Below are 14,128 nucleotides of genomic sequence, written 5' to 3'. Positions count from 1 at the left end.
ATGCTTGGCTGGCGCTCATTCTTCGCTAATTTTAGCCAAGCATTATCCGCATTTTTTTATGCGGGCGTTATGTCTTTCAACTTTGAGGTTAGCCTTGTTCAAAAATAGATTGCCAACTAGAAGCACAAATCATACAAGTGAATCGTTTTCTTATAAGGTTTTTAGTCGCGCTATTCCCAACCATTGGATAATAAGAGATCTCAGTGAGCGAGACTATGGTATTGATGTTCTAATTGAATATGTCACCGATGACAATGAAGTTACGGGGAAGTTGGCAGCAATTCAGCTGAAGTCTACTTCTGAGCTGTCTTTTAATAAAGATAATGAATGGCGTTTTTATAAAGTTAAACCTTCTACAACAGATTATTGGTTGAATTCAAATATCCCTGCTTTTATTTTCTTTGTGTCCGAGGATGAAGATATTTTCTTTTTAAGCGTTAATGATTACGTTAAAAGAAACTATGACCGATATTTGGAAAATGAAAATTTCTATTATGGAATTACACCTGAAAATCGTTTTAGTGTTAAGGAGTTTGTAGAAAAGTATGAGTCTGTATATGCCTCAGATGTTAGTGAGATGGCTCTTATTAATATAAATTATTTATATGAGGATTTTTATAGCTTCTTTATGGAAAATTATAAGCGTGATGAACTTATGATTCTCGACAGTGATGACGAAAGGTTAAACCAAATAGATTTACTTTCGTATCGATTAAGTGTTTTGTCCAAGGAGGTTTCAATTAAGTGGACTGTAACTTCATTGGATGAAATTGTGGTTGCAAATAATTATAAAGATGAGCTCTGCGAATTTCATCTGTCTATGTTTATGGATGAGTTAGATAAACAAATGCAACTTATTATTAAAGGTCTTTTAATAAGAATTGCTCCTTACATTCACTATTGGTTTAAGAAAGACCCTTACTTTGTAAAATTCCTAGTGGAATGTGATAAGGATCTTCTCAAAAATATTCGATGGAAATCGATACAAGCAGGTCGTGGCATTCCAGTGACATAACAAGCGGCTGAATTAAGATTCACCAAAGCCGTCACGCCAATTGCAGAGCAATTCGCCCGCCTGCTTTGGTTCACTTATTAGCCGGGCGTTATGCAACATGGAGGAAGCTTAAGATGAGTAATACATATAAAGGTTCTTGTTTGTGCGGAGGCATTCGGTTTTCTGTGAGTGGTTTTAGTGAAAAAGCCGCAAACTGCTATTGCTCAATGTGTCGTAAATTTCATGGTGCGGCTTTTGGAACTTTGGTCGGGGTGCGAGGATTGCAATGGCTTTCAGGTGAGCAATTGCTAAAAGAGTTCGTTGCGCCGAATGGTACTATTCGAACCTTTTGTTCTGATTGCGGTTCAAGTTTAGGTTTCCGTGTTAAAAGTTCAACTCATGATGAAATTGAGTTAGCTATCTCTACGTTTGACGACGATATACCAGCAAAAGTAGATGCTCAAATTTACACAGCGTATAAGGCAAATTGGTGCCACCTAGACCCTAAATTACCTGTGTTCACGGAGGGGCGTGAAGGTTAGGCGTACACTTTTGGGTTTGTTGCACAACACATATGAACCTTATCTGGTCAAGTAAGCATAACGATTCCTTTTTAGCTGCTTTTAAGCAGCTAATTTGTATTGGCAACGCTTAAACCTGTTCAACTTCGTTATGTCGGTTAGCCGTTAAATCGTTTACGGCAAACACATATAAGGGCGTTACGCCGTAATCTCTTATTGCGATCTCATCGCTGCCTAAATCAGTCGATACAACTTATCGTTTAGGGCCACTAGACATTCATCGGTTAACCTTAATTTTGCGCTACTTAAGTTTTTGGCGTTTACGTATTTCTCGACGTCAAAATAAGCTTATCGCGCACGGCATGGGGGAGGCTACGGCTAGCGCAGCTTGAGGAGTTATTGCTAAAGCCTTTATTTGGTCTAGCCAGCAAACGTTCACAATTTGCTAGGTTTGTGCGCCGTCGTTTTTTGAGTGTTTTACAATAAGTGGTCAGTACTCGCTCTCGGCCATTCTTCAATGAATTTCTAAGTTATCCAGTTGCTTTTGAACAGCTTGTGCCAGCGTATCACAATGGCTTTATCAGATATGCGCTTAGCCTTTTTATCATCAACATGCAAAAACAAACTTGATAGATAAACAGGCTCTTGTGCTAAATAGCCTAAAGCTAAGTAAATTTTACGCAAATTATACGGCAGCGAAATTTCGACAAGGATAGAATAAAGACATAGCGCAAGTTGGAGTCACTATGTTTTCCGAGAATGGATTTATTGCCAAGAACGAGTATCTCGTTAGTTTTCTGGTTTTGCTGTTAACCAGCGCCTTTGCCGTTGCCTTAGACTCGTTGCTACATTCAGCGATCAGTGTACTGCTGGTATTACAGTTGGGCGTTGTTGTTGTTTCTCTCATCGCAAAACGTTGGATGGCACTGGGAGTGGCGGTTGTTAGCAGTCTAGTGTTCAACTTTTTTATCACAGAGCCCAGATACACGCTTCATATGAATAACACCGAGGACGTGGTCAATTTAGTGGTATTTATCGCGGTGGCATTAGCTACCAGCTATTTATCGAGCTATATCAAAGAGCAAAAGCAGCAGCTTTTAGTTGCGAATGTGCGCTCCAATATCTTGTTGTCGGTTTCTCATGATCTACGCACACCGCTCGCTGCGGTGATAGGAGCGCTCGAAACGCTAGAAACCTATCGTGATAAGTTAGACCAAGACGAGCAAAATGAGCTGTTGGGGTCCGCACGATCAGAAAGCCACCGTTTGTTTCGCTATATCGAAAATATTTTGCAAGCCACCAAGTTACAGCATCAAGGGGATGAGCTTTCGCTGTTGAAGCAACCTACGTCTATTGATGTCTTGATTGATAACGTGATTTTGCGGCTAGGCGCGCCATGCGTCTCGAGAATGCCACAGAATATGAGTCCAATTCTCACGATACAAGCTGCACTCATTGAACAAGCCCTGTTTAACTTAATTGAAAATGCAGTCACCTTTAGTCCCGATGGAGAGCGGGTTGAGATTTCCTTTGGAGAAACGCAGCAAGCGTTGTTGATATTTATTCAGGATAACGGCCCTGGGATCCCCGTTGCTCGGCAAAAAGAAGTCTTTACCGCCTTTAGCTCGTTTCGGCAAAGCGCCAGTAAAGACGGTGGCAGTGGCTTAGGGCTGAGTGTGGCAAGAGGTATTATTCGTGCGCACGGCGGTGATATTCGCATTTTGCCGACGACGCAAGGCTGCACAATGGAAGTTAGTTTGCCAAAAGAGGAGGCGCATTGATGACTCACACCATTTTATTGATTGACGATGAAGAAGAGATCCGTCGTTTTATCCGCTTAGCATTAAAAGCTGAAGGGCTGAATTATGTGGAAGCCAGCACTGGAAAGGAAGCCAAGTCGGTGCTAAAAGGTGAGCTGCCAGACTTAGTTATCTTAGATCTCGGGCTACCAGATTTTGATGGATATAGCATTTTGAAGAAGATCCGAGAAACCAGCAAGTTACCTGTATTGATCTTAACTGCGCGAGATCAAGAGGCTGAGAAGATTAAACTGCTTGAGGGCGGCGCAAACGACTACCTGACGAAGCCTTTTAGCATCAAAGAGCTAATAGTGCGCGTCAAAGTTCTATTACGAGATTTAGTACCGAACAAACGCTTGCTCGCCATTGACTACGGCAAGTTGATGATAGATCTACAAAAGCATCAAGTCATTATGGATAACGCACCATTAGCACTGTCGAAAAAGGAATTTGCACTACTTAGTATGCTTGCACAAAGAGCACAAGAGTTAGTCAGTCAGCAAACCTTATTAAAGCAAATTTGGGGCGAAAGCCATGTGGAAGATAGTCACTATTTACGGATTGTGGTCAGCCAGTTACGTAAGAAACTCAGTGACGATGCTGCTACACCAAAAATCATAGAAACTGAGCCCGGGGTTGGTTATCGGTTTTTACTTTTACCGCTCAATAAGCATTTCTCATAACGGGGTATATAGAGGTTGTTATGGCACAATTTGTAGTTATTGGTTTAGGTCGATTTGGTTTTGCGGCTTGTTTGGAATTAAAGCGGCTTGGAAACAAAGTGATAGGGGTAGATAGTCGCGAACGTGTGGTGAACCAAGTTGTTGAGCATATTGATTATGCCACCTCTTTAGACGCGACCGATGAAACGGCATTACGCCAACTAGATATTACGAGAAGCAAAGCTGTATTGGTCGCCATAGGTGAAAACCTAGAATCGAGCATTTTATGTGTACTGTCGTTAAAGAACTTAGGCGTTGAGCAAATTTGGGTTAAGGCCAGCTCAGAAGCGCATCATACAATTTTATCCCGCTTAGGCGTAACACGCGTGATCCGCCCTGAAGAAGAAATGGGGATCAGGGTCGCACAAACACTGAATTACCCCATGGTCAATCAATATATGCAATTGGGGCATGGTTTTTATATGGTGGAAGTCATCGTGAATAAATTAAGCTGCGGGCAGTCTTTGGCAACGCTATTAAAGCGTGCAAAGGGCGAAATCAAGGCTGTGTTAGTACAGCGCGGCAAAGCGTGTTATAGCAATCCGGCAGAGTCATTTTTGATCAACGAAGATGATAAAGTGATCCTCAGCGGTCAGTTAAAAGCGTTAAATTCTATCGCGCTAAAACTGGGGGCGTAATGAAAACATGGAGTCCCCATTATTATCCCTATCCAAGTAGCCAGCCCAAAGCCCGCAAAAAGCCCTTGAGGTTAAGCCCCCCAGCAGTTCTGTTTATTGGGTTTTGTGGGCTGATAGCTTTAGGTACTATTTTGTTGTTGCTACCGATAGCACACACCCAAGACATCAAAGTGATGCAAGCGTTATTTACTGCAACTTCCGCGGTAACGGTGACAGGACTTGCCGTATTGAGTACGCCAAATGATTTTACGACCTTTGGCCATCTTGTTATTGCTAGTCTTATTCAAATCGGTGGACTTGGTTTTATGACCATTACGGTTGTGGTGCTGCGGGGGATGGGGCAGCAAATGGACATTAGTAAACAACTTATCGCAAAAGAAAGCTTTGGCATAGCTCGATTTGATCAGTTGGTTGATACAGCCAAATGCGTGTTAGTTTATGCACTGATCATCGAATCTATAGGATTTACCATTTTGCTTGCCCATTGGTATCAAACGCTACCGCTTGGTGATGCGATAATGCAAAGCTTCTTCTACACTATTTCGGCTTTTAACAATGCGGGATTTGCATTGCATGATGACAGCCTAACCAGTTTTCGTGGTGATTGGGTCGTTAATCTTGTGATATCGGGATTATTTGTGATTGGCGGACTTGGATTTGTAGTGTTGATGGATGTAGTGAAAAGACGCCGTTGGAGCCGGTTTGGATCTGCCACTAAGTTAGTCTTGATAGCAACAGCGGTGTTAAATGTGCTGGCATTTAGCTTATTTTGGCTTTTTGAAGCAAATAACCCAGAGACCCTTGGAAATTTGCCGGTGTCTGAGCAAGTGATCACCGCCTGGATGCAAGCTGTGACGCCACGGACAGCGGGCTTTAACAGTATCGACTTTGCGCTGGTGAATGACGAAAGTACCGTGTTGACCATTTGGTTAATGATAATAGGGGGCGGCTCTATGAGTACCGCCAGTGGTCTTAAAATAACCACAGTGGTGGTGCTATTAATGGCAACTTACGCTTATTTGAGACGCAGAGATCAAGTCGCTATTGGACACAGACAGATCTCGCCTGAAACGGTATTTAAGGCGCTTAGTCTCACCGTGGTGTACTTTTTTACCGTGATGCTCGCAACCCTTATTTTAACGATTACTGAGCAGGCAAATTTAACGGATATCACGTTTGAAGCAGTGTCGGCATTAGGCACGGTTGGCTTGTCTCGAGGGATCACCAGCTCATTGTCTGAACCCGGTGAAGCGGTAATCATCTTTTTAATGCTGATTGGACGCTTGGGGCCGTTAACCTTTCTATACTTGATCGCTCGCCCGAAACGGGAGAATTTAAAGTATGCAAAAGCGGAAATTCAGGTAGGATAAGCAAAAAAATAACGGAAATCATGATGAAGTATCCCAATCCGTTGAAAGCGGGCAGTAAAATTGCGATCACGGCATTCTCAGCGGGCGTACCTGCTGCTATGCACGCGAGACTAGACAACGCTTTGGATTATCTAACGCAACAAGGTTTTGAACTCGTGGTTGGTGAATGCCTGCGCGATAACCACAACTACGTTAGCGCGGATGTCAAAACCCGTGCTAATGAGCTTATGGGATACTTACTCGACGACACAATAGACGCGATTATGCCGCCATGGGGCGGTGCAATTGCAATGGATTTACTGACATTACTTAATTGGGAAAAGTTGGCGCATGCTCCGCCAAAATGGCTCATCGGTTTCTCTGATGTCAGCACTTTGCTGAGCGCAGTGACTTGCAAACTAGGCTGGGCAAGCGTGCATGCAACTAACCTTATGCAATTAAATGCCCATCAACAAGACCCTTTAACGGTTGGACTTTTTAACCATTTGAGGCGCGCGCCTAATGACTCTTTTACGCAGTTTCCCTCGACACATTTTGAAGCTGAGCCACTCAATTTTGTTGATTTTCCCGATGCTGGATTTAACTTGTCCGCGAGCACTCAATGGCGTATTTTGGCCAATGGCAATCACCGGCAGCAGTTTGCTGGTCGATTATTAGGCGGCTGTTTGGATATTCACATGTTATTGGCTGGTACGGAATATTTTGATCTGGACGTTTTTTCACAGGCGCACCCTGATGAGTCGATTATCTTATATTTTGAAAATGGCGAAATGCCGCCAGCGGCGTACTATCGTGCACTGCAAAGTATTAAATTACGAGGTTGGTTTTCGAAAGTCGCAGGAGTTTTAATTGGTCGAAATCCAGAGCCGCTAGCAAAAGATTGCGACTGGACGCACCTAGATGCATTGCAAAAAGTCTTTACTGGTTGCGATTTCCCCGTGCTATACGATGTGGATATAGGCCATCAAGCGCCGAATTTAACGCTAATTAACGGCGCTTATGCCGAAGTGACTGTTGGCGATACCTTTTCAATTACACAGACATTAATATGAATCTAGAATATAAAGTCGGCTCGATAGATGACCTTCTTGCGATAGAAAACCAAATTCCTGAATTTGCCACGCCAAGAAAGGGTGAGGAAGTCGGAGACAAACTGCGAGATAAACAATATTTATTGCTGGTGGCGTACGCTCAAGGCAAGCCTGTAGGGTATAAGCTAGGTCACGAACTGCCAAACAACGAGTTTTATAGCTGGTTAGGCGCGGTCATCCCCGAATATCGCGGCAAAGGTATTGCCAAGCAGCTGTTGGTGATGCAAGAAACTTGGTGCAAAGCGCAAGGCTATAGCGCCATTAGAGTAAAGTCGAGAAACCTATTCAAAAACATGCTATTGATGCTAATAAGCCGCGATTACCAGATTGTAAATTGTGAACAAATCAACGGCTCATCGGATTGCAAAATTCACTTTTATAAGCAATTACAATAAAGCCTAACCTTTGATATTAGGCTTTATAGTTATCAGATGAGCTGATGGCGCTTCGTCGCCATATTCCTGCTAATATCGAGCCGCTGACATTATGCCAAATAGAAAATAGGGTACCTGCTACGGCCGCCGCAGGAGTAAAAAACTTCATGGCAAGCGCAACAGCAAGCCCCGAGTTTTGCATGCCCACCTCAAAGGCCATGGTGCGACATACCTTCTCGTCAAAACCGAGCCGTTTCGGAATGAAATAGCCCAAAAGTAGCCCTGTAGTATTGTGCAGGATCACTGCAACCAGCATAACGAGCCCGATGCTTTGAAGTTTAGGTTGATTAAGAGCAACGATCACTGCAATGATAAAAACGATTGAGAGCATTGAAAGTAAAGGCAGTATCGGAGTTGTTTTGATAACAGAGTGCGCTAGTGGTTTGGCAAACAAGGTATTGAAAGCAACGCCCACAGCCACAGGAAATAGCACAATTTTTAGCAGGCTCGTCAACATATCAGAAAACTGAATATCAACCACCTGGCCTATCATCAATGTGGTAATCAGTGGCGTTAAGAACACGCCGAGTAAAGTACTAATCGCGGTCATAGAAATCGATAACGCGACATCTCCCTTGGCGAGATAACACAAAACGTTACTAGCCGTGCCGCCTGCAACCGTGCCCACTAAAATCATACCAATTAATAAGTCAGTTTCTACGCTCATTGTGGTTGCAATCAAGTAGGCAACACTCGGCATTACGGTAAATTGAAGCAGTACACTAACGCAAATGGCTTTTTTGTTGTCAAGCACGCGTAAAAAGTCTTTTGTAGTGAGGGTTAAACCCATTGTGAGCATGATCAACATTAATAACGGAATAATACCGCCTTTAAACGCGCTAAATAGAGTTGGAAAAAGATAGGCAACTATTGAGCAAATAACCGCCCAGATTGGAAAGAGCTGTACTATTTTACTCATTTTTCGCCTTTAGTTCCGAGTTTGCTGTACAGCAGGGCTGCAAAAATAATAGCACTACCAATACCAAGGCGAACGAGGTCAGCCTCTCGGTTCCAAATCAGCAAATTGACAATGATCCCAGCTGGGATCAGCACATTGTTCATTACCGCGAGTTCACCCACCGAGACGCGGGTCAGTCCTAAGTTCCAGACGTAATATCCTACGCCTGAAGCAATCAAGCCTAAATAAATCAGTATTCCCCATTGTAGATTCGTACTTGGGAGTTGTTGGGGATTGCCGAATAACATAAATCCAATGGCGAGCACGAGGGACGCACCAATAAAGAAAAAGCCGAAGCTTTGGTGGTGTACCAGCTGGTAATGGTTACTTAAGCGTTTGTAACTTACTTGGCCTATCGCAAAGCAAAGGTTTGCGCCTTGCACTAGTAGCAAGCCAAAAAGGTAATCGCTAGTAAGCTCTGTAAATCTAATGGTGATTGCACCAATGATAGCTATGAGTGCAGACAGCAAAAAGGTGGCATTGAACGAGCGGTTTAGTAAGTCATTGAGTGCAGTAATATAGATGGGTGTCATCACAGTGAATAGCAACACTTCAGGTACGCTTAGGTATAAAAAAGAATGATAGTAAAAGCCATACATCAGACCAATCTGCACTGCACCGATTGCCATCAGCTTGATTATCAACTCTTTATTCACTGAGTTCAATTTCAAAAATGGAATAAACACAATTGCAGCAAGCAAGGTTCTAGATAAAGCGCTAAACCAAGCATCGACTTGGCCTGCCAAATAGACACCAATTAAAGAAAACGAGAACGCCCAAAGTAAAGTAACAATCCAAAGTAATGGCATGGTTAATTAGTTGTAATTTTTAATCCCGCAATTGTATCACGAGTGTCGTAGAAAATTGACTGTTCGAAAAAAGCGATGATAACAATCTTTATAATGTGATTTTAATTTATGGTTATTCGCATAGAATGGCTGTGTATTCACACTTACATCCCTTCATTGTTTTACCCATGATGTGTTTGGCCGCCGCTGCGGCCTTTTTTTATTTAGTCTATTATTTCGATAATCTCTACAGCTGACTCTCAGCGTTTAAATCCCTTGCCATCAAGTCGAATGAACATGGCCTTCTGAACTTATTGTGAATTTTATGTTTTTATTGGGTTAAAATAATTGAATTTTTTATTTTTATTGTGTAGTTTATTTTTTAACCAAGGTTTCTTGGTTGTTAACATAATAAATATAAGGAGAGCAAGATGAAACAAAAAATAACTAAGATACTTGCAGCTATTGCACTAGTTGGTACCTGCAGCGTTGGCGCAACAGAGTTGAATTGCGACCTACAAGTGAAAAGAGGTGGCAACGTCATCGGTAACGGACAAACCTGCTTTGGTATGGACTTCTCATTTGGCAACTCAACTACAGGTAAATTTTACTTAACAAATATCAGCAAGCCGATTAACAAAGTGATTTGGAATGGTGATGCAAACTGCTCCGGAGGTGTTGAATGTGCACTTACTGTTTATGCGTATCAAACACATACAGCAACGGCGACTATCTTATACAAAGATGGCACATACGAAGAAACGAATGTATCACGTATCTCGTATGAAACTGGTCACTAAAAGTTACTTAACTTATTCTTAATTAAAGGAAATAATAATGAAATCAACATTAATTGCTTCAGTATTGGTTGTACTAGGTGGTCTGTCTTTTAGTTCACAAGCGGCAGATTTAAAATGCTCTTTGAACGTGAAATCAGGCGGTAATGTGTGGGGTAACAATACTAGCTATTGTTCTGGAATTGATTTTTCTTTCGGTAATTCAACTTCAGGTAAGTTCTATATCGCAAATGCCACTAAAGCGATTAGTAAAGTAATTTGGAATGGTGATGCGAACTGCAGCGGTGGTACGACGTGTAACATGACCATTCGTGCTTATCGTCAGTACAATGCGACTGCAACTATTCTTTATACTGATGGTACATACGAGACGACAAACTCTGCTCATATTGACTATGAAACCGGGTTCTAAGTCTCGACTTTTATAATAAAACAGCGGGAAAGCCTTTTCCCGCTTTAGGTATTAACCTAACAAAGCCTCAGGGTTGAAGGAAGAAAACCGTTCAGACACATCTATAAGCGTTGGCATAAAGGGCATGACACCTTTGTGTTCACAAGTAAACGCACCACATTTCACAGCAAAGCTAAGTGCCTTTTTTACGGTTGGGAAGTTTTGCACTAGTGTATCTTTTGAGATCCCATGTTGGCTGAGTTGAAATAGAAACCCTGCCATTAAGCTATCCCCAGCGCCGGTTGTATCAACCGCATCAATAGTAGGAGAGGCGACGGAATAAAAGTCTTTAGCTGTTAATACACTGCAAGGGTTTGGCCCATCGCTTGAGATCACCGCTTGTACGCCGACACTAAGTAACCAATCTAAATAGCTAGCCTCTCTCATGTTCTTTTCTTCAGCAAGATATCTCAGCTCATCTTTACTCACTTTTAATATGTCGACATAGGGGTAGCAAGCCTCTATACGTTCGGATAAGCAAGATAAGTCCTGCCATAGATTCAAGCGCAGGTTAACATCAAATGAAATTAATTGATTATGAGCCGCAGCAGACTTTAATAACGCCATGGTGGTACTTGTCACTTCTGCATCGGTAAGCGTGTTGGAGCAAAAATGAAATATCCCGTGATCTGGCCATTGCAAATGCTCAAAGTCTTTTGGGCGGATTGCAATATCAGCGGTACTGTTGCGGTAAAACGAAAAGCTTCGTTCTCCTTGAGCGTCTAGGTGGACGATAGCCAAGGCGGTTTGCGCTCCTTTTATGGGTACACAATATTCGGTTCCAACAGCATATAGCGCCAAGGTTGATTTTAATTGCAGCGAAAAGGGATCTTCAGCAAAACCTCCCACAAACCGAGCACTGCCACCAAGTTTAGCAAAGCCTACCGCTACATTCGCTGGAGCGCCGCCAGCAATAGGTTTAAAGCTACCGTCGCCGGTAGGTAACAAATCGATAAGCATCTCGCCAAAACATGTTAATTGCATAACTACTACCCCTAATTAGAAACGGTATTTTAAAGTGACAGACGTAGTTCTGCCGTTAATACTGCGAGCGCGAATAATATTGTTAGTTGGAATTACACCTTCCTCGGCTTCTGTTAATCCAGTGGTATCAAAGAGATTGTTTACGTTTAACGCGATATTGAAGCGTTCAGTCAGATCATAACTTGCAAACGCGTTGACCTGAGTGTAACCGTCAAATTTTAACTCGTTGTTGTCTTGTGCGTACGCGTCAGTGGTGCCGATTAGGCTTAAACCGATAGCACCTTGATCGAAGTTATATTTACCCAATAAGGAATAAACAAAGTCAGCTTGCCGTCTTGGCGTGTTACCCTCGACTTCGGGAGTGAGTGCATCTTTTGCGATTTCAGCATCGGTCCAAGTTAAGCTACCTCGTAAGTCGAAGGAGCCAATAAAATAGACACCTTCAAGTTCAATACCTTGTGCTTCGTATTTCCTGTCAAAGAACTTTTGGCTGGTTGCCTCAAAGTTTTGCTCTTCTGTTTCGGCGTAAAATAAAGTTGCAAATAGACGACCTTGTTCAAACTTTTGTTTGATACCAAATTCATATTGTGTCACTTCATCCACAGCGTCTTCATCAGCTACACTACCATCAATATTCACTTTACCGAACAATAGTCTGTCTGCATTTGCACGACCGCCCTCACTAAATCTGCCGAATATGGCGCTGCTTGAGGTCATTTGGTAGTTTGCGCCGACAGAGTAACTTGTGTAGCTCCAATCGTAATTAACCACATTGGGGTTAGCGAGATCGATGGCTGCAACTTGCTCCTCTGGCTTTGATATAGTGCCATCACGGTTGATATCTACACGAGATGTTACAGCACCTGCAAATGTACCTGTCGCTTTACCTGAATCATGACGCACACTCGCATCAACTGAAATATCGCCGAGCTTTGTTGAAAAGGCGATATATGGGGCACGAGTATCGTATTCAGTGTCGTAGTTGCGCTGGCAGCAATTTCCCCAATAGGGCGTACCGTAGGCATATAATCCGTTTTCAGAATATGCAGTGCCATCCGCAGCGGCCACGTTGACAAGCGCTGCGTTATCTCCTTTAACCTCGAGCAAGTATGAATTCCATAACCAAGACATATTGATATTTTGCGATGACATGAAGTAGCCGAAGGTGAGTGACGTGTCAGTACCAAATGACTTGGTGAGCTTTAGGTCATTCATGATGTTGTCGAAATCATTCATTTCCACTTCGAAGGTATGAACGCGCATTAGTAGTGCTTGATTGAACGCTTGATCCGCTTTTGGTCCATTGGCAAAGGTGAGTGTCGCACCTGTATCGGCTATGCTCTCGGCAATTGCTTGGCTATTAGCGACCTCAGCAGGGAAAGGCGACATAAATGTGCCTGAGATACTCGACTTTCTGGACCTGTTTTCGATTTGCCAATCATTACCTAGTTTGAAATTTGCTTCAAAGCCGATACTATCAACAACAGGGTGCATTCCGTCTCGCATATCCCCTTGACGAATTTGATTGTTACCACCTAAGCCTTGCGTGGCGGTGAAATAAACAGAGTGAGGTGTATCTGACAGTACATCAAAGCTGCTGATGGAGTCGCCATTAGAATACATTGGCATAGGAAGGTAGCCTGCTGTTTTATCATCAAGGTGTTTTACATATAAACGAACGTAGCCACTTTCAAATTCCTTGGTGATATTGGCTTTGAGTTGGCCGCCTTTATTTGCGGTATAGCCGGTGTCACGTGGGCCTTCACCTTGACGCACAAAGCCACCAATATGAAATTTTATGTCGTCACTTAAATAACTCCCATACTCAAAATCAGTTCTAAACTCGTCATAATCTAAACCAAACGTGGTGACAACACTGCCTGACTCATTTTCACCCGTTTTTGAAATCAAGTTGATAATGCCTCCGGGAGCGTCGCTGGCGGCAGTCGAAGCCGAGCCACCACGAATAGACTCGATTGACTCCACGGTATTATCAAGGCGCATAAAAATATCGGCGTTACCAAAAGCAATGTCACCAAACTGCAAAATAGGCAAGCCATCTTCTTGTAACTGCAAAAATTTAGCGCCACCGGATGCGACAGGAAGACCACGTACAGCGATATTTGCATTACCTTCACCACCGGTTGATTCAGACCTTACACCAGGAATTAGTTTGAATGCTTCAGCGGTAGTTCTGGGGGTTGCAACAGAGATTTGTTCCAGTCCTATGCTGCTAACAGAAACACTCGATGCCATAATGGTTGTTCGCTTTGGTACACCCGTTACGACTATTTTCTCGAAGCCATCGGCAGGCGTAGTGTGTGCTTTTTCTTCAGCGGCCGCCGAGTGAGAGATTGCAAGCGTGAGTGCGCTGAGTGTAAATAGGGTGGTTTTGATTGTTGTCATCATTTGCCTCTTGTTATCGTTGTCAAACTCGTGCGGTCTATTAAAAATAAACTTAATCGATTAAGTTTATTTTTAGCACAATTTAATTTGGTTGCAATTAAAAATTAATCAATAATTCAAACAAAATTTTAATGCTTTGGTTTTTATGAATTTTAACCCGCGAAAAATTTGTGGT

At 42.7% G+C, this 14,128-nt stretch carries 14 protein-coding genes and 1 pseudogene; 10 read left to right on the top strand and 5 right to left on the bottom strand.

Annotated features, from left to right (window positions below; genetic code table 11):
- The first annotated feature begins 4 nt into the window (after positions 1-4).
- Together DS891_RS07205 and DS891_RS07200 are read left to right on the top strand one after the other, a co-directional pair.
- Positions 5-1,015, top strand: coding sequence for a DUF4365 domain-containing protein (locus DS891_RS07205; protein ID WP_174169327.1), 1,011 nt, complete (start codon positions 5-7; stop codon positions 1,013-1,015).
- 113 nt (positions 1,016-1,128) lie between these two features.
- A complete protein-coding gene (locus DS891_RS07200) occupies positions 1,129-1,536 on the top strand; it encodes a GFA family protein (RefSeq protein WP_174169326.1) in 408 nt (135 codons plus the stop codon).
- Positions 1,537-2,043: 507 nt separating this feature from the next.
- On the opposite strand, the pseudogene DS891_RS24485 reads toward DS891_RS07200, so the two are convergent.
- Positions 2,044-2,145, bottom strand: a pseudogene (locus tag DS891_RS24485) (transposase); the annotation flags it as partial.
- 116 nt (positions 2,146-2,261) lie between these two features.
- Here DS891_RS24485 and DS891_RS07195 point away from each other — a divergent pair.
- The 6 genes from DS891_RS07195 to DS891_RS07170 are packed head-to-tail and all read left to right on the top strand — an operon-like array spanning position 2,262 to position 7,530.
- On the top strand, positions 2,262-3,296 hold the full coding sequence (locus DS891_RS07195) for a DUF4118 domain-containing protein (RefSeq protein WP_174169325.1): 1,035 nt from the start codon (positions 2,262-2,264) through the stop codon (positions 3,294-3,296).
- A complete protein-coding gene (locus tag DS891_RS07190) occupies positions 3,296-3,997 on the top strand; it encodes a response regulator (protein ID WP_174169324.1) in 702 nt (233 codons plus the stop codon). The genes DS891_RS07195 and DS891_RS07190 overlap by 1 nt, the downstream gene beginning before the upstream one ends.
- Positions 3,998-4,017: 20 nt before the next feature.
- Positions 4,018-4,674, top strand: a complete 657-nt coding sequence (locus tag DS891_RS07185; RefSeq protein ID WP_174169323.1) for a TrkA family potassium uptake protein — start codon at positions 4,018-4,020, stop codon at positions 4,672-4,674.
- Positions 4,674-6,044 (top strand): TrkH family potassium uptake protein, encoded by a 1,371-nt coding sequence (locus DS891_RS07180; RefSeq protein WP_174169322.1) that lies wholly within the window; start codon positions 4,674-4,676, stop codon positions 6,042-6,044. Before DS891_RS07185 ends, DS891_RS07180 begins: the two co-directional genes overlap by 1 nt.
- A 23-nt stretch (positions 6,045-6,067) precedes the next feature.
- The gene (locus tag DS891_RS07175; protein ID WP_174169321.1) at positions 6,068-7,096 is read left to right on the top strand and encodes a S66 peptidase family protein; all 1,029 of its coding nucleotides are present in this window, start codon (positions 6,068-6,070) and stop codon (positions 7,094-7,096) included.
- On the top strand, positions 7,093-7,530 hold the full coding sequence (locus DS891_RS07170; RefSeq protein WP_174169320.1) for a GNAT family N-acetyltransferase: 438 nt from the start codon (positions 7,093-7,095) through the stop codon (positions 7,528-7,530). The genes DS891_RS07175 and DS891_RS07170 overlap by 4 nt, the downstream gene beginning before the upstream one ends.
- Positions 7,531-7,546: 16 nt before the next feature.
- Here the strand turns inward: DS891_RS07170 and DS891_RS07165 are convergent, their stop codons facing one another.
- Together DS891_RS07165 and DS891_RS07160 are read right to left on the bottom strand one after the other, a co-directional pair.
- Positions 7,547-8,488, bottom strand: a complete 942-nt coding sequence (locus DS891_RS07165) for a bile acid:sodium symporter family protein (RefSeq protein ID WP_174169319.1) — start codon at positions 8,486-8,488, stop codon at positions 7,547-7,549.
- Complete coding sequence (locus DS891_RS07160; RefSeq protein WP_174169318.1) at positions 8,485-9,336, bottom strand: EamA family transporter; 852 nt, start codon at positions 9,334-9,336, stop codon at positions 8,485-8,487. The genes DS891_RS07165 and DS891_RS07160 overlap by 4 nt, the downstream gene beginning before the upstream one ends.
- A gap of 410 nt (positions 9,337-9,746) precedes the next feature.
- Between DS891_RS07160 and DS891_RS07155 the strand changes: the two genes are divergently transcribed.
- Both DS891_RS07155 and DS891_RS07150 read left to right on the top strand, forming a co-directional pair.
- On the top strand, positions 9,747-10,115 hold the full coding sequence (locus tag DS891_RS07155; RefSeq protein WP_102057963.1) for a hypothetical protein: 369 nt from the start codon (positions 9,747-9,749) through the stop codon (positions 10,113-10,115).
- A 37-nt stretch (positions 10,116-10,152) separates the two neighbouring features.
- Entirely contained in the window at positions 10,153-10,524 is a 372-nt protein-coding gene (locus tag DS891_RS07150) for a hypothetical protein (protein WP_174169317.1), read from the top strand.
- Between the two features lie 51 nt (positions 10,525-10,575).
- On the opposite strand, the gene DS891_RS07145 is transcribed toward DS891_RS07150, so the two are convergent.
- Together DS891_RS07145 and DS891_RS07140 are read right to left on the bottom strand one after the other, a co-directional pair.
- On the bottom strand, positions 10,576-11,547 hold the full coding sequence (locus tag DS891_RS07145) for a carbohydrate kinase (RefSeq protein ID WP_174169316.1): 972 nt from the start codon (positions 11,545-11,547) through the stop codon (positions 10,576-10,578).
- 15 nt (positions 11,548-11,562) lie between these two features.
- On the bottom strand, positions 11,563-13,953 hold the full coding sequence (locus DS891_RS07140) for a TonB-dependent receptor (protein WP_174169403.1): 2,391 nt from the start codon (positions 13,951-13,953) through the stop codon (positions 11,563-11,565).
- Positions 13,954-14,128 lie beyond the last annotated feature (175 nt).

The organism is Pseudoalteromonas sp. JC28 (assembly GCF_013319255.1).
Classification (GTDB): domain Bacteria; phylum Pseudomonadota; class Gammaproteobacteria; order Enterobacterales; family Alteromonadaceae; genus Pseudoalteromonas.
The sequence above is the reverse complement of the archived record's forward strand: the minus strand, read 5'-3'. Positions and strand labels throughout refer to the sequence as shown.